Origin of the sequence: Clostridium thailandense (assembly GCF_019207025.1) — a bacterium.
GTDB lineage: Bacteria > Bacillota > Clostridia > Clostridiales > Clostridiaceae > Clostridium_AM > Clostridium_AM thailandense.
Genome location: NZ_JAEEGC010000199.1, coordinates 1 through 19421, shown reverse-complemented (window position 1 = coordinate 19421; position 19421 = coordinate 1). Strand labels below are relative to the sequence as shown.

Annotated in this window: 23 protein-coding genes and 1 riboswitch; of the genes, 6 read left to right on the top strand and 17 right to left on the bottom strand. The window is 29.6% G+C overall.

Annotated elements, in window-relative coordinates; all coding sequences use genetic code 11:
* Positions 1 to 577: 577 nt before the first annotated feature.
* From I6U48_RS30410 to I6U48_RS27875, 10 genes are all read right to left on the bottom strand, one after another.
* Positions 578 to 841 (bottom strand): phospholipase D-like domain-containing protein, encoded by a 264-nt coding sequence (locus tag I6U48_RS30410; protein ID WP_312891154.1) that lies wholly within the window; start codon positions 839 to 841, stop codon positions 578 to 580.
* Between the two features lie 144 nt (positions 842 to 985).
* A complete protein-coding gene (locus I6U48_RS30405) occupies positions 986 to 2302 on the bottom strand; it encodes a TOTE conflict system archaeo-eukaryotic primase domain-containing protein (RefSeq protein ID WP_376774608.1) in 1317 nt (438 codons plus the stop codon).
* Positions 2299 to 2709, bottom strand: a complete 411-nt coding sequence (locus I6U48_RS30400) for a TOTE conflict system archaeo-eukaryotic primase domain-containing protein (protein WP_312891152.1) — start codon at positions 2707 to 2709, stop codon at positions 2299 to 2301. Before I6U48_RS30400 ends, I6U48_RS30405 begins: the two co-directional genes overlap by 4 nt.
* 56 nt (positions 2710 to 2765) lie before the next feature.
* The gene (locus tag I6U48_RS27900) at positions 2766 to 2954 is read right to left on the bottom strand and encodes a hypothetical protein (RefSeq protein ID WP_218323786.1); all 189 of its coding nucleotides are present in this window, start codon (positions 2952 to 2954) and stop codon (positions 2766 to 2768) included.
* A 142-nt stretch (positions 2955 to 3096) separates the two neighbouring features.
* A complete protein-coding gene (gene mntA / locus I6U48_RS27895) occupies positions 3097 to 3495 on the bottom strand; it encodes a type VII toxin-antitoxin system MntA family adenylyltransferase antitoxin (protein WP_218323785.1) in 399 nt (132 codons plus the stop codon).
* Positions 3496 to 3564: 69 nt separating this feature from the next.
* Complete coding sequence (gene hepT / locus I6U48_RS27890; RefSeq protein ID WP_218323784.1) at positions 3565 to 3993, bottom strand: type VII toxin-antitoxin system HepT family RNase toxin; 429 nt, start codon at positions 3991 to 3993, stop codon at positions 3565 to 3567.
* A gap of 223 nt (positions 3994 to 4216) precedes the next feature.
* Positions 4217 to 4909, bottom strand: coding sequence for a hypothetical protein (locus I6U48_RS27885; RefSeq protein ID WP_218323783.1), 693 nt, complete (start codon positions 4907 to 4909; stop codon positions 4217 to 4219).
* Between the two features lie 339 nt (positions 4910 to 5248).
* Positions 5249 to 5950 carry a nucleotidyl transferase AbiEii/AbiGii toxin family protein gene (locus I6U48_RS27880; protein WP_218323782.1) on the bottom strand — a complete coding sequence of 234 codons (702 nt, stop codon included), beginning with the start codon at positions 5948 to 5950 and terminating at the stop codon, positions 5249 to 5251.
* Positions 5914 to 6039 carry a hypothetical protein gene (locus I6U48_RS30240; RefSeq protein WP_281421860.1) on the bottom strand — a complete coding sequence of 42 codons (126 nt, stop codon included), beginning with the start codon at positions 6037 to 6039 and terminating at the stop codon, positions 5914 to 5916. The genes I6U48_RS27880 and I6U48_RS30240 overlap by 37 nt, the downstream gene beginning before the upstream one ends.
* Complete coding sequence (locus tag I6U48_RS27875) at positions 6039 to 6638, bottom strand: type IV toxin-antitoxin system AbiEi family antitoxin domain-containing protein (RefSeq protein WP_218323781.1); 600 nt, start codon at positions 6636 to 6638, stop codon at positions 6039 to 6041. Before I6U48_RS27875 ends, I6U48_RS30240 begins: the two co-directional genes overlap by 1 nt.
* Before the next feature lie 211 nt (positions 6639 to 6849).
* Here I6U48_RS27875 and I6U48_RS27870 point away from each other — a divergent pair, with 211 nt between their 5' ends.
* Positions 6850 to 7593 (top strand): recombinase family protein, encoded by a 744-nt coding sequence (locus I6U48_RS27870; protein ID WP_218323780.1) that lies wholly within the window; start codon positions 6850 to 6852, stop codon positions 7591 to 7593.
* A 277-nt stretch (positions 7594 to 7870) separates the two neighbouring features.
* Here I6U48_RS27870 and rlmD read toward each other — a convergent pair whose 3' ends face one another.
* Both rlmD and I6U48_RS27860 read right to left on the bottom strand, forming a co-directional pair.
* A complete protein-coding gene (gene rlmD / locus I6U48_RS27865) occupies positions 7871 to 9226 on the bottom strand; it encodes a 23S rRNA (uracil(1939)-C(5))-methyltransferase RlmD (protein ID WP_218323779.1) in 1356 nt (451 codons plus the stop codon).
* A 3-nt stretch (positions 9227 to 9229) separates the two neighbouring features.
* Positions 9230 to 9940: an RDD family protein gene (locus I6U48_RS27860; RefSeq protein ID WP_218323778.1), complete on the bottom strand. Its 711-nt coding sequence runs from the start codon at positions 9938 to 9940 to the stop codon at positions 9230 to 9232.
* A gap of 198 nt (positions 9941 to 10138) precedes the next feature.
* Between I6U48_RS27860 and I6U48_RS27855 the strand changes: the two genes are divergently transcribed.
* Complete coding sequence (locus tag I6U48_RS27855) at positions 10139 to 11995, top strand: LTA synthase family protein (protein ID WP_218323777.1); 1857 nt, start codon at positions 10139 to 10141, stop codon at positions 11993 to 11995.
* A 45-nt stretch (positions 11996 to 12040) separates the two neighbouring features.
* Here I6U48_RS27855 and ribH read toward each other — a convergent pair whose 3' ends face one another.
* The 4 genes from ribH to ribD form a co-directional block, all read right to left on the bottom strand.
* Positions 12041 to 12505 (bottom strand): 6,7-dimethyl-8-ribityllumazine synthase, encoded by a 465-nt coding sequence (gene ribH / locus I6U48_RS27850; RefSeq protein WP_218323776.1) that lies wholly within the window; start codon positions 12503 to 12505, stop codon positions 12041 to 12043.
* A 67-nt stretch (positions 12506 to 12572) separates the two neighbouring features.
* On the bottom strand, positions 12573 to 13775 hold the full coding sequence (locus I6U48_RS27845; protein WP_218323775.1) for a bifunctional 3,4-dihydroxy-2-butanone-4-phosphate synthase/GTP cyclohydrolase II: 1203 nt from the start codon (positions 13773 to 13775) through the stop codon (positions 12573 to 12575).
* A gap of 40 nt (positions 13776 to 13815) precedes the next feature.
* Positions 13816 to 14478 carry a riboflavin synthase gene (ribE, locus tag I6U48_RS27840; protein ID WP_218323774.1) on the bottom strand — a complete coding sequence of 221 codons (663 nt, stop codon included), beginning with the start codon at positions 14476 to 14478 and terminating at the stop codon, positions 13816 to 13818.
* A gap of 15 nt (positions 14479 to 14493) precedes the next feature.
* On the bottom strand, positions 14494 to 15612 hold the full coding sequence (ribD, locus tag I6U48_RS27835; protein WP_218323773.1) for a bifunctional diaminohydroxyphosphoribosylaminopyrimidine deaminase/5-amino-6-(5-phosphoribosylamino)uracil reductase RibD: 1119 nt from the start codon (positions 15610 to 15612) through the stop codon (positions 14494 to 14496).
* Between the two features lie 290 nt (positions 15613 to 15902).
* Positions 15903 to 16020, bottom strand: a riboswitch (FMN riboswitch).
* Positions 16021 to 16167: 147 nt separating this feature from the next.
* Between ribD and I6U48_RS27830 the strand changes: the two genes are divergently transcribed.
* From I6U48_RS27830 to I6U48_RS27815, 4 genes are all read left to right on the top strand, one after another.
* Positions 16168 to 16803, top strand: a complete 636-nt coding sequence (locus I6U48_RS27830) for a 5-methyltetrahydrofolate--homocysteine methyltransferase (protein WP_218323772.1) — start codon at positions 16168 to 16170, stop codon at positions 16801 to 16803.
* 52 nt (positions 16804 to 16855) lie between these two features.
* Entirely contained in the window at positions 16856 to 17563 is a 708-nt protein-coding gene (locus I6U48_RS27825) for a hypothetical protein (RefSeq protein WP_218323771.1), read from the top strand.
* Between the two features lie 63 nt (positions 17564 to 17626).
* Positions 17627 to 17902 carry a LysO family transporter gene (locus I6U48_RS27820; protein WP_218323770.1) on the top strand — a complete coding sequence of 92 codons (276 nt, stop codon included), beginning with the start codon at positions 17627 to 17629 and terminating at the stop codon, positions 17900 to 17902.
* A 4-nt stretch (positions 17903 to 17906) separates the two neighbouring features.
* Entirely contained in the window at positions 17907 to 18509 is a 603-nt protein-coding gene (locus I6U48_RS27815; protein WP_218323769.1) for a LysO family transporter, read from the top strand.
* A gap of 188 nt (positions 18510 to 18697) precedes the next feature.
* Here the strand turns inward: I6U48_RS27815 and I6U48_RS27810 are convergent, their stop codons facing one another.
* Positions 18698 to 19012, bottom strand: a complete 315-nt coding sequence (locus tag I6U48_RS27810) for a hypothetical protein (protein WP_218323768.1) — start codon at positions 19010 to 19012, stop codon at positions 18698 to 18700.
* Between the last annotated feature and the right edge of the window lie 409 nt (positions 19013 to 19421).

The following is a 19421-nucleotide window of genomic DNA, read 5'->3' as shown; positions in this document are numbered from 1 at the left end:
TAGATAACCACACCAGACACTTAACTTATACTCAGGGATATATTTACATTCTGGAAGACACATTTAAATACTTTTGCTACAAGTCTTAGCTTTTTTAAAAATATGGGCTTTAGACTTGTCAAAAGTATTTATTGTGCTGGAAAAATGTAAATATATCCCGAAGCATAAGTTAAGTGTCGGCCGTTTATTCCCAAAAATTATTTTATGGTAACTTTTTCTACTAAAATGTATTTATATATACTATCAAACCATTGATATATAAGGCTTAAAATATTCTACTGTAATTTTTCATATTTTATAAAATTTTATGTTACTTTTTACATTGGTGGAAGAATGGTGGAAGATTTCTGCTCTTCTTCCAAACTGTAATGGAAATGTTTCTTTTAGTGGATGTTTGATAACATATTTTTTCAGCTTAATATTAGTTATAAGTATTCATATTAAAACACAAAAGTTAGCACGGAAATACCCTCCATACTAACTTTTAATAAAATAAATTCATGTTAACTTTTCTTTTTTATTCAACGGTACCTAATAACTCATTTGCAATATTTATACTTTCTAATCTCATAATGCTTTATTCCGAGCTTCCATAACTTAAAAGATTAATACTTCCATACCATACAGTTCTTTTATCAATTATTGCAAATTTCTGGTGTATATTTGCTTTAAAAATTAATTCTGCTCCAGATGTCCTTATAGATTCATACATTTCCTTTAAAACATCTTTATCCTTTCCTTTAAAATCTGTTTCTGGACGAGTAATTACCTTAACCTTATCACAATTTTTTATTGTAGTCGTTAAAAGTTTTAACATTTGAAAAAGTCTTCTCTTGCTTATAAAAGGACTAACTATAAGAATCTCATGTTTTGCAGAGAAAATATCATTACTAAATACGGTTAAAAAATTATTATTGTTATAAATTGAGTTTATTGTTTCAAAGGGTTTGCTTTCGCTTTTAGCAGAATATCCTATTGAAGCATATCATTTTAACCTTTTCTCATACATTCTTTCTAATACTCCAACATGAACATCAACGTAATCATAAATTTGTACCTCATTCTTGTTTTCATATATTCTATGAAATCTTCCAGCATATTGTTGTAGTGTTCCTTTCCATGATATAGGCATTGCAAGGAAAAGAGTATCTAACCTTGGTTCATCAAAACCCTCTCCTACAAATTTACCTGTAGCTACTATTACCATGCTGCTTTCTTTAGGTATGCTTGAAAGTTTCTCTATTTCAGCTTTCTTCTCTTTTACTGACATTCTCCCAGTGAGCATAATAACATTAGTTATTTTTTCTTTTAAAGCATCAGCAATCATTTCAACATGTGCAGTTCTTTCTGTTAAAACTATTGGATTTATTCCCTCTTTTACACAGTTTATAACATCATTAATAATTAACTCATTTCTAATTTGACTTGTACTTATTTCAGAATATATTTCTGCTATTGACCATTCTTTTTCATCCTGACAAACAGGCTTTCTAAAAGATGTAAATCTTGGAATAACATAATGTTCAAAAGGATGTTTTTTAGCTTGCCTACGTGCATCCACTTTATATCTAATTGGACCACATTGCATAAATATTATAGGATGATGACCATCCTTTCTCATTGGAGTTGCTGTTAATCCGTAAACATATTTAGCTGTTACATTTTTTAAGATTTGCTCAAAACTAAATGCTGAAACATGGTGGCACTCATCCACTAAAACCATTCCATAATCCTTAACTAATTCTTTAACCTCACCTTTTCTTACTAATGATTGCATAATAGCAATATCAATAATAGCAATATCAATAATACCATTCAAATTATTTTTGCCTGCCCCTATTTGCCCTATAGCACCTAACTTCTTTTTTCGTCCTCTTTTAGTAGTATTTTCAACTTCTAAAACTTCATTTATCACTAAAAATTGGCTTAATCTTTCTCTCCACTGATCTAACAATTGCTGTGTATGTACAATTATATCTTCCTTTAAATCACCTAACTCATCACCAGAACAAAATTCAGAAATATAAAATTCAATTTCATCTTTTGTGAGCTTACTAATAGAACTTAAAAAACTCCATTGATCTTTATAGGGTTCCAAACTTTTATCTACAAAAACACTATTTTTGTTTTTTCTAGCATTTCGCTGCATTGGCAAAGCTATAAGATTTCCAAACTCTCCTTTTGGCATAGTGTCCTGATTCGGAAATAGTCTATCATAAGATTTAAATTTGATTTCATGCCTTTTTGTCATTGCATAAGTAAGAAGTCCTGTACCAAATTTTCTAGCAGATGCAGCACTTATGCTTTCTTTAAAAAAGAACCATATATTCTATTTTTACACTCCGAACATTTTATTTTAGGTTTATAACAAATTCCTTTTATCCATTCATTTATACATACAGGTGAATAGCCAGATTTACCCTCTTTATTCTGCCAACGCTTAGCATATACATCTTCTCTTCCTTTAAATAGTGACATAAATAACTTTATCTTATCTTCTGGTGAACTATTATTATTTATTTTTGCACATTCATTTTTTTGAATCGCTGTGTCATGGTTACCCTCTATTAGCATTGTATCTTCATCATTCATACATAACTCAGGAATTTCTAACTGAAGGAGTTTTCTTAAATCCTTAATTTCTATTCTTAAAGCTTGATTTTCTTCTAGCAGCTTCCTATATTTATTATAAAGCTCATTATAATTCATTCTTTACTCCTTGCTTTTCACCTTTCCTATATAGTTTAAAAACTATTTTCTATAATTTAAAATGGTAAGTCGTCAGATAGTTCTTCAATTAATTCCTTCTCTTCCACTAAGCCATCCCTTATAGCTTCCTCCCATGTGATTCCAAATGGTACTCCATTAGAAGTATAGCCTGCTATATAGTAAAAATATTCATCACTTTCTATATCATAGTTTTTATGTATAGCTTTACACTTTTTCTTCTTCATATACTTATTATTTCCTCACTTTACTCATCTTAATATAATTACGTCTTTAGGTGTAAATTAATTTTATCCCCAAACCAAAGAACCACCAAGTCACTCATTAATAATATGCCTGGTGGAATCTATTGATAAATTATAAAATGGGTTAAAAACTAGCAAAATAATCCTTATCAAATTGGTCTAAATAATATTTTTTATTTTGGTAATTATTTATCACATATTCTATATAATCACACACTTTTATGTAGTCTGCTTCATACAAAGTTCTACCTTCTTTTATGGTTTTGAATTGAAGGGTAATAGGTGCCTTTTTTAAATTTATAGTATCAATATTCTCTACTTTAAGTAATTCCGTAAGATCACCCGCAAATTTCATTTCTTCTAGATCATTTATATCTTTATCATAAAGTATAGCAAAATCAATATCGCTATCCTCTCTTTGATACTCAGTCCCATACGAACCTATTATCCATGCTCCCAAAACATCAGGCTGCTCACTAAAGTATTTTTTTAAGCTTTCTATTTTATTTTCTATATTTAGCACAGTATCACCTCCAAATCCTTTTTTATTTTCCTAAACCTTCATTAATATATACAATTCTTTAAGTATTACTTATATACTAAGATTTCTAACTATAGCTTTGATAAAAGCTTCAAAGTCTTCTAAATTATTTTGAGTTATATCGTAAATCATTTCATCATTAACATTAAAATACATGTGAACAATTCTGTTTCTGAATTTAGCCATAGAAAAATACACATCTATATACTTTTTTTCAATAATATCTTTACTTGCAAGTATTTCAAAGCTTTCCTTATTAGTTTCTGGTTTTCCCCATCTGTTTCTGGCTATTATATGGTTACTTATATCTAGCATCGCCTCAATTGTAACTTGTAATAAATATTTAGCACTATCTACATTCCTAAAGTCTTCTATAAATATATCCTTAGAAATATTTTGAAGCTTTCTTAGTTTATCTATATTACCCTGCATAAACATTATTTTTTGTTTTATTTTAGTCAAATCAATATTATCAATCATAAACTCACCACCAAATTAATTTATATGTATATATAAATTTTATAGTAATTTTTAATGGATTTCTATATGCATTTACATATATATAGTATTAAAATTTTTCAATTGTATCTACTATTCTGTCCATCAAACTAGCTTTAAGACGTTTTTAGATATTATAAAGGCCATTATACTTGATAAAAAAATATTATTCTCTTATCCTGACGACTCTCTTAATCTCTTTATTTTATATAGGAATATGTTCCCTTACAAATGTATAGCCTTCTGGAAGAATAACCCCTAACCTTTCAGCATTATTTTTAGCTTCATCACTTATTTTCCAGCCTGTATGTAGTTTTCTTATAAACGCAGTCCTATAGGTATCTCTTAATACTCTTGTCCCATTAGAATCTTCTTCTACTTTTCTGCTATAAATTTTTACTTCTCTATTTTTAATGTCACAATAAAGTACATACAAACAATTAAGCAACATAAAACCTTGCTTAATTTTGTGCTCTTGTGCATTAGTGTATTCCTGATTAGTTACTCTGTTTTCTCTCACAGCCTTATGGTTGTGTACAAATATATAATTGTGTTCACTAAATAATTGACAAAATAGATGCAAAGCTCTTTCCATTCCACATTTTACAATTTCATTAATAATATTATTAACTTTTTCTTTCTTGCAGCTTAATATATTATCAATATATCTCGAATCAATTTTTGCTTTGGACTCTTCCCTTCTGCTTATATCATACTCATATAAAGCATCATCAATATTAAAATACCTAACTTTGAAATAATATTCTTCTTCAGTTTCAAGTACCTCAACAAAATCAACCGCCTTATTTTTATTAATAAATTCTATTATAGCTCCATTTTTACCTATATCATATTTTCTGTTATTTAATATATCTTCTAAATTATTGTCTGCTAGCATAAATTCACATTCTACTTTGCTCCTAATTAGTATTACTGGCATTAATTATGTTAAATTTCTTTGTTTGAATAAAAGTATATGCTGAATTAAAAGGCTTTTTTAAAAGTACATATCTATCTTTTTTATATTCAAACCCATGTCCTATTTTATTAACAACTTTTTTATCCTTATCTATACCTAAGCTTATAGTGAGACACCTAGGCTAAACTTTTATTTTGATACTATTAATCTCTATATAAAAAATCAACTCATTATAATACTAAACAGCTGTTCATTATTGTACCTACCTATGACTTAGGGCTCATTTATCTACTATGACTATATCACCACTTACTAAATTTAAATTCTTTTCTCATATTTCTTCTCTTTATAATTCCAGAATTCAAAGTTTTCTTCCTCCGCCAATATTGCATTATACGGCACTTCTAAAAATTTTATTATATCCGCAAGTACATTTTCAAATTCCAAATCAAACCTAAGAATCTTTTTACAAAATGACTTCCATCTTTTCACCATATCTTTATCGTTTATTAAATTAAATACTCTGCTTAAAGAGTTTTGTTCATAAACAGTATGTCTATTTTGTAATGTTTCAAACATAGCTTCTTGGAGTTTTCTTCCATCAAAATCAACGGTATTTGCTAAATAATAGATATCAAAAAAATCTTTCATTCTGCTGCTTAATTCCATTCTTGTTATGATTGCATCAAATTTTTCTGCTATTGTCGTTTCTAAAGAATAAGTAAGTACATTGGGTCTTTCAAACTCATCTATTAAAATTGGTAATTCCATTCTAGTTGGTGGTGGAACAACAACATCCCCTACTCCAAGATCAATACTAAACGGGGTTTTAGTGTTTGAAATATGCCCAATCATATTTACTCTAATACCATTGTATTCTCTTTGTTCTGCAATAGGCTCAAATCCTTTTACTTCAAAACTAATAAAATCATTTATATTTGTTGGGGAAATTATATTATTGATAATTCTTTTGATATTTTCTATTATTTCCCAATTATTCTCAAAAATTCTTCTTGGCAAAAAAGATTTAGTAACAGTTGTAGCTGTAATCCTTCTTTTAAAGCTTTATTTTTTAATTTTGCTACGATTGATGCTCCTTTGTTTATCATTATAGCCACACTCCAACATATATTTTAACTTTATTAATAACCCTTAAAACTTTTGCATATTCTAAAAGCTTACTTATGTTTTTTTTATCATCTTTAATATAAGCTTGAACAGCTTTATTAAAAATTTCCTTATCAATCTTCTTTTCATACCTTAAAATATCACAAATAGTTCGATCTCTGTCATAAATTTTTATTCTAATATTTCCTATAGAATATTCACTAACACCAACTTCTAAAATTTCACGCTTTAAATAGAACGGCGTTACAGCAGGATAATCAATTTTATATTGACTTTTAGAACTATTTTTATCAACAGCAATTTGCCAAGTAAAAGGTATTCTATCAGTATACCCATAATATAAAAGAGCACTTTGAAGATAAATTATTGCTGAAGGAAATAGTTTTCCTATAATAACATCATCTTGAGTATCAACGTCATTTGCTAACTGATAAACTCCTTTTTTTATTTTTACTATTTTATCTTCTTCTAATAATCCACGCAAGTTCCTGCTATTTAAGCCGAAAGTGTTAAGTTCTGAAGTTTTCATTACCCCATCATGTTTTTTAAATTCTTTAACTAACAAATTATAATCAATCATTTTTTCACCTTAAACTCCGCTATTTCACATTTCAAGCGGATACTTTAGAACAATTTTAGCATAATTGTTATCCTTTATCAATACCCGACTTATAAATCATTTAACACATATAATCAAAAGATTTCCGCCTGCTCTCCAATACCCTGTGTATAATGAAAAAAGTTTATGGCTATACTCCTATTTATATAATAAAAATTATGGAAGTAGTGTTTTGAATAGAAATAGAAAAGTAAGTAAAATGATACTAATCCCTGCATATAAGAATTTAAAAGTTGCCATATACTGCAGAGTCAGCACTTTACATAATGAACAACTCAATAGTCTTTCAAATCAAATATCATATTATAATAATCTAGTTCACCGTCATCCAAACTGGGAACTTGTAGATATTTACTCTGATATAAAATCAGGTAAAGCTACCTCTGGAAGAAATGAATTTAAAAGGATGATAGAAGACTGTGAAAATCATAAAATAGATTTAATTATCACAAAATCAATCAGTCGTTTTGGTAGGAATACTGTAGAGATCCTTGAAATTTTAAACAATTTAAATAATCTACATGTTGATGTATTCTTTGAGAATGAAGATATTCATAGCAAAGATGCTTCAAATATGTTTCTTATCACAGTACTTGAGTCTTTTGCACAAGCTGAAAGTGAATCATGCAGTCATAATATAAAATGGGGCATTAAACGAAAATCAGAAAATGGTATATCAAAACTATATAACAGAAAATGTTTTGGATATAGACATGATAATGGAGGAAATCTTGTTATTATAGATGATGAAGCTCTAACAGTTAAACTAATCTTTGATTTATATTTAAGTGGTTACAGTATTTTAGGAATCATACGTGAACTTGAAAATAAAAATATTAAATCACCAACTGGACGTGACCGTTGGAGTAAAAGAAAAAGTACTCGTTATAGCATGAAGCTACTTAAAGATATATAATTTATTCAATATTGGGTTCAATAATTTTTAGCCTATTCATCTATAAACAAATACGCAAAACCTATACTTTAACGCAAATATCCTTAGTTCTGCGTAATTGTACAACCCCCTAAAGCAAAATTCCCCCAAACCAGTCTGAGGGAACATAAAACACACTTAAATATTTACTTAAAAACCTTCAAAGTCTAATTTTTATAAGGAACATCTGACGTAGTTACCCTCCGTAAGATGGGCTTTCACACTAAGTTCAGCTATCGCTTCACTAAGTGTTCAATGCCTATTTCTTAACTAGCTTAGCAACTGTCTCCACGTGCGGCGTATGAGGGAACATATCCATAAGTTTAACTTTATCTACCTTATATCCTGCATTTTTTAACACTTCAAGATCTGTTACTAAAGTCTTAGGATTACATGATACATAAATTATATCTGGTGCATTAAACTTAATTACATAATCCAATGCAGTAGGGTGAACACCTGGCCTCGGTGGGTCTAAAATTATAATATCTGGTTTATAATTAATAGTTTTTATTACTTCTGCCACATCCCCAGCTATGAAATCACAATTGTCAAGTCCATTGAGCTTCGCATTTTCATTAGCGGATTTTACCGCCTCTTCTATAAGCTCAACTCCTATAACCTTTTTAGCATTAGGTGCTACTATTTGTCCTATAGTTCCAGTTCCACAATATAAATCAAAAACCACTTTAGAAGAAGCATCTCCTAAAAACTCCTTCACAATACTATAAAGTCTTTCAGCTCCTTTTGAATTTGTCTGAAAGAAAGATTCTGGAGCTATTTTAAATTTGAGTCCTAAAATTTCTTCTATTATATAGTCTCTTCCATATAAAATTTCAGCACTATCAGCTTGAACTACATCTGAAAAACTATTATTTATAGTATGTAATATGCCTTTAACTTCTCCATTATAACTTAAGTTTTTAAGTATATCAGTTAACTCACTTAAATCAAACTTTATTTGTGATGTAGTTACAATGTTTATTAAAATTTCTCCTGTATTTTTGCCTTTTCTTATTACCAGGTTTCTTAAGTAACCTTCTCTCTTCATTATTCTATAATAAGAAAGGCTTTTTTCTCTGAAATATCTTACTACAGTATCTAATATAACTCTGAAATCCTCATCTACTATTTGGCAGTCTTGAACATTAACAATTCCAAAGCTTTTACCCTTTATGTGCATACCTAATGTAAGTTCTCCACCCTTTTCCTCATCTCCAAAAGTGAACTCCATTTTATTCCTATATTCAAACTCTTCGGGGCTTTTTTCGATGCCCAGAAATTCAAATCCTTTAATACCACCATTGTTCAAAAGGTCTAACACTTGTTGTTTTTTTAATTCTAATTGATTTTCATAAGGAATAAATTGAGAGTTACAACCTCCACAAAGATTAAAATGAGAACAAGCTGTTTCCCTTGCATAATCTACATTTTCCAATACTTCTGTTATTTTAGCTTCTGCATATTCTTTTCTTTTCTTTGATACTCTAGCTTTTAACTTTTGACCAGGAAAAGCATTTTTTATATATACGTTAAGTCCATCATAATTTGCCACACCTGTAGCTGGAAATTCAGTTTTTTCTATGTAAAATTCGTATTCATTGCCCTTTTTCAATTCTTATTCTTCCCTTTCTTTCACTTCCATTTTACCAATTTTCTGTCCTAAAGTTTTTCCTTGTTTTGAATGATGCATAATAATTGGATATAGTACTAGTATTATTAAAAACAATATTATATATACTCCTTTAAAATCTACTACATAGTATCCAAATATTCTCAAAATCAAATCAAATATATACACTCCAAACACAGAAACTACAGCAGTTAAAGCTGTATCTATTAAGGAAGCCTTTGCAGTACCGTCAAGTAAATTTTTTCCTTTATTCTCAGTGTTATCACTGCTTACTAACGCTGTATCTACATTCTCTTCTTTATTTTCTTCTGAGACTTTATCCTCTGAAACTTTATCCTCTGAGACTTTATCCTCTGAAATCTCCTCACTACTGCTTTGATCATCATTTTCTACTTTACCTTCTGACTTTTCAGTCTTAGAATCATCATTGTTGTCTACTATATCTTTGTTTTCAATTTTCAAATTGTCATCTTCGCTAATTTTTTTACCTTCTACTTTTTTATCTTCTAAATTTTTTCGTACTTCTTCTAAAAACTGCTTCTTTTTCTCTTCTTCATCTTCATTATTTTGATTATTTTTTTCTTCCTCTTCTTTTCTACTTTCCTCTTCATTTTTACTTCTTAATTCTTCTAAGAATTGTCTTTTTGCTTCTTTTCCATCTATAAGAATGCCTTCGTCTTTTAATTCTTCATCCATAATATCCAATTCCTCCTAGCTTTTTTCTTCATAACAAATATATTATGCTACAGTATTTCGGTTATGTAAATAGTTAGTCATAAATACATCTATTTAAAATGCTTTAGAAACATTTTATTAACATATTGTTTTTGAATTATACATATATTAGTTCTATAATTTACACTGATAAATACTTTGTATTATGGAGGACTATATATGAAAAGGGTTAACTTACATATCCGTACATATTTAGATATATTATTATTCTTGCTTTTAGTAACGATTAAAGTCCTTTTATATGGAAAGCAGATGGAATCAGGTTATTTTTCTTATTTCTCATTATTTTCTCCTGTTTTCGCATCAATTTTAATTATTATAGCAATATCACTGCTTTTTAGCAATTCTCGAAGAGTTAAATTTTTATATTTATGTAATATAATCATAACACTCTTTATTATAGGAGACTTAACATATTTTAGATACTTTAAAGATGTAATTTCCATACCAGTTTTAATAAATGGCTTGCAGTTAGGTGCCGTAAAATCTAGTGTAAGTACCCTTATAAGACTTTCAGATTTTCTTTATGCTCTAGATATAATTCTTATATTTCCCATACTTATAAAATTTAAATATGCAAATAGATTTGAATTATCTAGAACTTTAAAATTATCTCTTTTCTTTATTTTATTAATTTTTAGTTTCTCTATTAATGCAAAAAGTTTTTATGATTTATCTAAGGATCAGCCAAGACTTTTAACTACGTTTTATAATAGAGTTTATATAGTAAAGAGATTAGGATTTCTTAACTACCATTATTTAGATTTATATAACTCACTTAATACAAGTATAAGCAAAAATACTCCCGTTTCAAAGAAAAAAGAAAATGAAATTAAGACATTCTTGCAATCTAACTCCCAGGATACATCTAACTTAAAGGGAATTGTTAAAGGTAAAAATCTTATTATGATTCAAGTTGAAGCCCTTCAAGGTTTTGTTATAAATAGTAAGGTTGAGGGATCAGAAATAACTCCTAATTTAAATAAATATACTAAAAATAGTATTTATTTTGATAACTTCTATTATCAAATCTCTGCTGGTGGAACTTCAGATGCTGAGTTTATGAGTAATAATTCTCTATATCCTGCAGTTAGTGGTGCTGCATGCTTTATGTATTGTGGAAACGAGTTTAATGCCATGCCTAAAAGTTTCGGAGAAGCTGGCTATGAAACCTCAGCCTTTCATGGTTTTAGAGAAAGCTTCTGGAATAGAAATGTTATTTATAAAAAATATGGCTTTAACAATTTCTATGGTGAAAAAAGCTATAATATAGATGAAAATATAGGCCTTGGTTTAAGTGATAAATCTTTTCTATCTCAATCTGTAGATAAAATTAAAGAACTTAATGAACCTTATTATGCCTTTTTAATAACTTTAAGCAGTCATTTTCCTTTCGATGATGTTAACAATTATGGTGATCTTAATGTTGGCCAATATGAAAATACACTTTTGGGAGACTATTTAAAAGCTATACATTATACTGATGCACAACTTGGAATGTTCTTTGACAAACTTGAGAAAGAGGGAATCTTAAAAGACTCTGTAGTAGTTCTTTATGGTGACCATTATGCTATACCTAAAGATCATGTAACAGAACTTGCAAAATTTTTAAATAAGGACTCTTTATCTGATCTTGAATACGCTAAACTTCAAAAGGTACCTATGTTGATTCATTTTCCTGATGAGTCTAATAAAGGTGTTAATAGTATACCTGGTGGTCAAATGGATATATATCCAACCTTATGTAACTTGTTTGATTTACCAAGCAAAGATTTAATGGGTAAGGATTTATTTAATCCTAAAGATGAAAGTGTAATTTTCAGAGATAGTTCATTTATCGATGGTAAATACTACTACATGTCTCAAACAAACAACTATTTTGATATGTCTACAGGACAAAAAATTGATGAAAACGAAGATCTTAAATCAAAAAAGGAAAATGCTTTAAATCAATTAGAATATTCTGATGAAATTTTAAAGCATAATTTATTTAAAAAATTTGGAAAAGAAAATTAAAATATTAAAGCCGCTTTCCTATATATGAAGCGGCTTTAATATTTTTTACTTTAGATCCTTAATAAGATTTGCCATTTCTATTGCTGTCATTGCTGCATCATATCCTTTATTTCCAGCCTTAGTTCCAGCTCTTTCTATTGCCTGCTCTATATTTTCAGTTGTTAATACTCCAAAAATTACTGGCATTTCTGACTGAAGGGATACCTGTGCTACTCCTTTTGACACCTCACTACAAACATAATCGAAATGAGGAGTGGATCCTCTAATTACTGCACCTAAACATATTACTGCATCATATTTTTTCATGGCGGTCATTTTTTTAGCTATTAGTGGAATCTCAAAAGCTCCTGGAACCCAACTTACTTCTATATCCTCTTCACAAGCACCGTGTCTTTTTAAGCTATCTAGTGCTCCTGCAAGTAGTTTTGAACCGATAAATTCATTAAATCTTCCAACTACTATTCCAAATTTTAATCCTTCTGCTGTTAACTTTCCTTCATAAGTTTTCATATTTACTTCCTCCTCTTGTTTTCACAAACTATCTTGTATAAAATTTCTAACATTAGAAACCTTGCTTTTATAATTTGAGCATATGGCCCATCTTTTCTTTTTTAGTTTTTAGATAATATTCGTTTTCCTTTGTGTACTCCATCTGTATTGGAACTCTATCAACTATCTCTATACCGTAACCTGAAAGGCCCGCTATTTTTTTAGGGTTGTTAGTTAAGAGTTTTATTTTTGTTATACCTAAATCCTGAAGTATTTGTGCTCCTATTCCATAATCTCTTAAATCTGCTGGAAATCCTAAAGCTAAATTTGCCTCAACTGTATCCATTCCTTTTTCTTGAAGTGAATAAGCCTTAAGTTTATTTAAAAGTCCTATACCTCTTCCCTCTTGTCTCATATATAAAAGCACACCTTTACCCTCATTCTCTATTTGAGTTAAGGCCGCTGCTAACTGCTCTCCACAATCACATCTTAAGGAATGAAACACATCTCCAGTTAAACATTCTGAATGCACCCTAACTAAAACTGGTTCATCACCAAAATTATCCCCTTTTACAAGCGCCACATGATGTTCACCGTTAATAATGTTCTCATATCCTACAGCTCTAAATTCACCATATCTTGTTGGCATTTTTGCCTCTGCTGCTGCCCTTACAAATTTTTCATTTTTTCTTCTATAAGCTATTAAATCTGCAATAGTTATAATTTTTAAATTGTGTTCTTTAACAAATTCTAAGAGCTGAGGAACCCTAGCCATTGTTCCATCTTCATTCATTATTTCACAGATTACTCCTGCAGGATAAAGTCCAGCCATTCTAGGTAAATCTACTGCGGCTTCTGTATGTCCTGTTCTTATAAGCACTCCACCTTCTTTAGCTTCTAATGGAAATACATGACCAGGTCTTTTAAAGTCATTTGCTTTAGAATCAGAACTTATTAATTTTTGTACTGTTAAAGCTCTATCATAAGCAGATATACCTGTAGAGGTTTCTGCAGCATCAACAGATACTGTAAACGCAGTATAAAAATTATCAGTATTATCCTTAACCATAGGGTTAATATTTAGCTCTTGAAGCTTCTGCTTTGTCATAGGTGTGCATATAAGTCCTCTTCCATACTTAGCCATAAAATTTATATGTTCACCAGTAGCTTTCTCTGCCGCCATAAGAAGATCTCCTTCATTTTCACGGTTTTCGTCATCAACTACAACAATCATCTTTCCTTCTTTTATATCTAACAATGCCTCTTCTATAGTGTTAAACTTATTTTCCATACTTTACATCTCCCTTGTTTTAGTATATATCTTGATTTAATTACATAAACCCATACTCTTTAAGTAAATCCTCTGTAACTCTGCTTTCTTCCTTTGATTTCTTTTCTTCTCTATCTTTCATAAACAAAAGCCTTTCAATATATTTTCCAACTATATCACACTCTATATTCACTTCATCGCCAACTTTTTTTTCATAAATATTTGCCTCTTCTTTTGTATGAGGTATAAGGGATACCTTAAAAAATGTATCTCCTAGTTCAGCAACAGTAAGACTAATGCCATCTATTGTTACTGATCCTTTCATAACTATGTACTTTAGCAGATGGAAATCTGCTTCAATTGTAACCCATGTAGCTATGTCTTCATTTTTCATATTTATAACCTTACCTATACCATCTATATGTCCACTTACTATATGACCACCAAATCTTGCTCCTAATTGCATAGCTCTTTCAAGGTTAACTTTACTATTCTTCACTAACTTCCCAAGATTACTTTTTCTCATTGTTTCAGGCATAACATCTACCGTGAAACATCCTTTATCAAAACTCGTTACAGTTAAGCATACTCCATTAACTGCTATACTATCCCCAAGCTTTACATCTTCCAATATCTTTTTTGACTTTATGGTAAGACTGGCAGATTTTTCACCAGTAGATACACTTAAAATTTCAGCAATTTCCTCAACTAATCCAGTAAACATGTAATCACCACCATATTAATATTCTATATATCCCTCTAATAATAAATCTTTTCCTATAGTCTTATATTCAATGTTGTTAACTTTTATTGCATCCTGTATTTTTTCTACACCTTTACCTTCAACGGAAGTTTTTGCGTCTTGCCCTCCAAGTATTTTAGGTGCTATAAAACATATAATCTTGTTCACTATTCCATAATTCAATGCAGAAAAATTCAAGGTTCCTCCGCCCTCTAAAAGTATACTATCTATACCTAACTTACCGATTTCTTCGACAAGGTATTTTAAATCTACCTTGCTACCTCCATCTTTAGGAGTTACTATAATTCTTACTCCTTTCTGTTCTAAAGCATTCTTCTTATCATTATCAAATTCATCTGTACATGCTATTATTACTTCTCTTTCCTTTACCGTTCCTAATATCTTAGCTTCTAAAGGTATTCTTAATTTTGAGTCTATAATTATAGCCTTTGGACTCTTTCCTTCTTCTTCCTTAACCCTTGTAGTAAGTAATGGATCATCTTTAATTATCGTTCCTATTCCAGCCATTATTCCCATGACCTTATTTCGTATCCTGTGAACATATTCTCTAGATTCTTCTCCACTTATCCACTTTGAATCTCCAGTAAAAGTAGCTATTTTTCCATCTATTGTCATAGCTGTCTTTAAAATTACGAAAGGCATCTTACTTGTTATGTACTTTATAAATATTTCATTTAGAGCTTTTGCCTCATCCTCTAAAATCCCTGTAATGACTTCAATGCCATTTTCTTTTAAAAAATTAATTCCTCTTCCAGCTACCAAAGGGTTGGGATCCTTCATTGCAACAATTACTCTCTTTATACCTGCCTTCTTGATAGCTTCTACACAAGGAGGAGTTTTGCCATAGTGACTGCAGGGTTCTAGACTAACGTAAATATCTGCACCTGCAGCTTTTTCTCCAGCTTCTCTTAGAGCATATACTTCAGCATGTGGACCTCCATAAAACTTATGGTATCCCCTTCCTACTATCTCATTATCTTTAACAACAACTGCTCCTACTAAAGGATTAGGATTTACTGCCCCTTCTCCTTTCTTAGCTAAATCTAAAGCAATATTCATATAAGATTCGTTAACTTGTGGATATCTATTATTCATTATTCCACCCCTTTGTAATTTTTTATATTGAATCTATAAAAGCTTTATCGTTTTATTTAATATAATTACATTTTATCAATATTTTTACATTAAAATTCAAAGTACATTCCCATACCTTAATCCTTCTGGACTTAAAATTTAGTATTCCAAAAAACTTGAGTCATGATGCTTATTTATGCTAACAATTATATATAAAACACTATAAAATTTATTTTAAAAACAACAAAACCCCTGAAAACTTTCAGGGGCAAAAATATCAAATATATATGACAAATATCAATATACTTAATAACAACTTTCTCTCATCCAGACTTTACTGTCGGTACTGGAATTTAACCAGTTCATGCTGACTATCAGCTCGCGGACTTTACCGCCGATCGGGAATTACACCCTGCCCCAAAAGTTTTATATTAAATTTAATTACACACTTAATATATACTATTCTTACAATTTTGTCAATTGATAATTTTTCTACAGACATAAATGAATATTTTTACAGCATGGTGTATAATATATATAATCAGTAAAACCTTAACTAATTCGGAGGGATATAAAGTGGAAGTAATACTGGAATTTGATTTTAAATTAGATAAACAACAGGTTATAAATACTCTAAAATCTTATTGCGAAATCATAGCAGATGATGAGATAGGTACTTTGTACGACAAATTATTACCTGTTTTATATGAACGTGTACAGCCTGCTGGCATGTTTTCTATAGGAGAAAAAGCTGAAGACTTTACTTTTAATGTTATTAAAGACTATAGACAGCTTGTTTATTGTATAGTAACTATGGGTGATAAAATTACTGAAAAAGTAAATGAATTTTTTTCATACGCTAAGATGAAAGAAGGAATGGTATTGGATGCCATGGCAGCCTCTTATCTGTTTGAAATAAGTTCTCAATTATTTGAACATATATATGCGAAAGCTGCAGAAATGAATATTGGTCTTAGCCGCAGAATAGCCCCTGGAGATGGAGAAATTCCTTTATGGTATCAAAAAAATATACTAGATATACTTGATTCTAAAAATTTCCTTGGAGTATATGTAAATGAAGACTTTATGCTTACTTCTCTACGATCTATGGCTTATGTATATGGAGCTGACAAGGACAAACCTTTAAGCAAAGTTGATCACGACTGCAGCAGGTGTCCGAATAAAGATAAATGCAGCATGAGAAATGAGTAAGTTTAATGATTGTAGTTAAAAGTATAAAATTTATATTAAGGAGGTAACATTAATGGATTTATTATCCGACGAATTTTTTATATTAAAGGACTTAAAATTTGATATAAAATCAGACAAACTACTTAGTGACTTAGACATAAGTAATCATAAAGAATCTCTTATATTAAAGGAGCTTATCGAGGAAGCTAAAAAAATAGCCAAACCTAGAGCTCTATTTAGGAAATGCACTATAAGTGAAAAAGACAACGACTTTGTAATTATAGGAGGAGAAAAATTTCTAAGCAAGGTTATAAGTGCAAATTTACAGAAAGAGCTTATCGCATTTCCTTATATAGTTACCTGCGGTAATGAACTTCAGCAATGGTGTAATCTAAAAACAGACTCATTTACTAATAAACTATCAGAATTTATTAGCCAAACTATTTTAATACAAATACATAAATCTCTTCAATCTCTTATAGAAATTGAATTCAATTGTCATACTTTAGCTAGAGTTAACCCTGGATCTACTATTGATTGGAATATAAGTGAATTAAAAAAAATATTTAATTTATTAAACGACCCTACAGAATTAATAGGTGTATCCTTAGGTGATAATTTTTACATGAACCCATCAAAAACTTACTCAGGCATTTATTTTCATAATGAGGATGGATATAAAAATTGCTTTATGTGTCCTGGCGATTGCCCTTTAAGAGAAGTTCCTTATGACAAGGAATACTACAATAGAAAATATAAAAATTTCGAACTAAAAGCATAAACTCGGTTCAAATAAAATCTGCTATTATTTCAATAAAAAGTTTACTCTATGAGGTGATATAAAATGTGGCTTATTCTTGTTTCATTGTTTGTAGGAATATTTATAGGATATTTTTTCAATCTAAATGATAAACATAAAAGTTATAACAGCCGTATACAACAAATTGGTGTCATTTTTCTTTTATTTTGTATGGGTATATCTGCTGGGGGAAATAAAGCTATAATAAGAAATCTTAAAAACATTGGTAAAATATCTTTAACCTTTGCTTTATTAACTTCTCTTTTTAGTATAATTTTAGTTTTCTTTGTTACTTCATACTTTATGAAAGAGAGGGATTAGTACTATGACATCTTTAATAATTGTTTCAGTTATCGCAGGAATGTTATGTGGATATTTTATAATGCCTCAGAATATACTAGATAATATTAATATTTTGTCCACAATATTTCTTAGTTTCTTAATTTTATCCGTTGGAATTGATGTTGGTTCAAATAAAAATTTAATTAAAAATTTAAAGAAAAGCGGTTTAAAAATCATACTAATTCCTATTTGCATTATTATTGGAAGCTTTGCCGGCGGAATTGTAACTGCACTAATTTATGGACTTTCCTTTAAATCCAGTTTGTCTATAGCTTCAGGCTTTGGTTGGTATAGTCTTTCCGGAATAATGCTTACTAATTTAGATGGAGCGCAGGTTGGAACTACAGCTTTTCTTACAAATATATTTAGAGAACTTATAGCTGTCGTATTAATTCCTATAATAGCTGTAAAGCTAAATCACTACACAACGATAGCCCCTGCTGGTGCTACTTCCATGGATACAACCCTACCCCTTATTTCAAAAGCCACAAGCCCAGAAATTGCTGTAGTTTCTTTTCTAAATGGAGTTATACTAAGCTCCCTAGTACCAGTGTTTATATCCTTTTTCTATACACTAAAATGGTAAATTGACATTTATTAACAAACTTATATATTATCATGTATAAATTAGGCTACAGATTTTTAAAAATATATAGGGTTAAAAAACAGAAACTTAACTTATACGCAGGGATATATTGATAGTATTTATCGTGCCGAAATACTATCAATGTATCCTGGAGTATAAGTTAAGTTTCGGCCGTTCAATCCTATATTTTATTTTTGTTTTCTTCTTCTAATTTTTCTATAAATCATATCAGAAGTTATAGCAAGAAGTAAAAATGCTGAGAGAAGTATCTGCATTTTTTCTCCTACTACAGGATTAAAATGCGCAACTAACTGAACTAATAAGATAAACGTTCCTGTAAATAGAAGAAAGTTTATCTTAAAATTAACATATTTTTTATCTATTCCTTCTGCATCAATCATAAGCTTTTTTCTAACAGATTTACTATACTTCATACCTAATCCCTGGAAAACACCTATCAAGCCAAAAACCATTAAAAGATTACTCCATGTGCTACTATCCATATAAAAACCTCCAACTTTAAATTATCGTAATATAAACTTTTTCATAATAATTCATTAAAGATTATATCATGTATATGCTCAAATTTCAAAATTTTTCGCACTTTTAACCTCAGTAACCTTTTCCTTGATGAAAAGGCATACAAACAAATTATAGATACCCACATCAGACACTTAACTTATACGCAGGGATATGTTTCCAAAGCTGAAAGCACATATAAAAACTTTTTAATCAATCTTAGCGAAGTATTTTAGAAAATCTTAGAACCTTTGATATGTTTGAGGTACGAGTTTATCAAAGGTTCTTAGATTTTCTAAATACTGAGTTTTAGATTGATAAAAAGTTTTTATAGTGCCGAAGCTTGGAAACATATCCCGGAGGATAAGTCTACTTTCGGTAAATTACTTTCCA